Source organism: Mesorhizobium sp. CNPSo 4688 (assembly GCF_057784295.1).
Genome location: NZ_JBWLUY010000103.1, coordinates 1 through 427 on the forward strand (window position 1 = coordinate 1; position 427 = coordinate 427).

The 427-nt window shown below is 60.0% G+C and carries 1 protein-coding gene; it reads left to right on the plus strand.

Annotated features, from left to right (window positions below; all coding sequences use genetic code 11):
* Positions 1 to 427 (plus strand): tyrosine-type recombinase/integrase (locus AC04SH_RS34980; protein ID WP_488481889.1); only part of this gene is annotated, 427 nt, incomplete at both ends.

Here is a 427-nt window from a genome sequence, read left to right on the forward strand (position 1 = left end):
TCCGGCGTCTTCATCACCTGCCCCCGTGGATCAATCCACGACGGGCTTTCCGTGATTCGTTGTTCGTTCATTTGCTCTCTCCTCAGCTATCCACTGAGGGGGCAATTCCTCGTGGCGCCGAGGGGGCAATTTTCCATGACGCGCGACACAAACGTCCCGACCCGCGGCCGGGACAGCAGGTCGCGAAGCAATGGCGCCGGCCCTACATCTACAGTGTCGAAGAGATCCGTCGGCTTCTCGATATCGCCCAATCCTACCCTTCACCGCGGTCACCGCTGCGACCGGTGAGCCTCTACGTGATGCTGGTATTGGCCTATTGCTGCGGGTTGCGGCTGGGGGAACTCGCGCGTCTCGATCTTGGTGATGTCGATCTGATTGCCGGCACGATCACCATCCGGGAAACGAAGTTCTTCAAGTCCCGGATCCT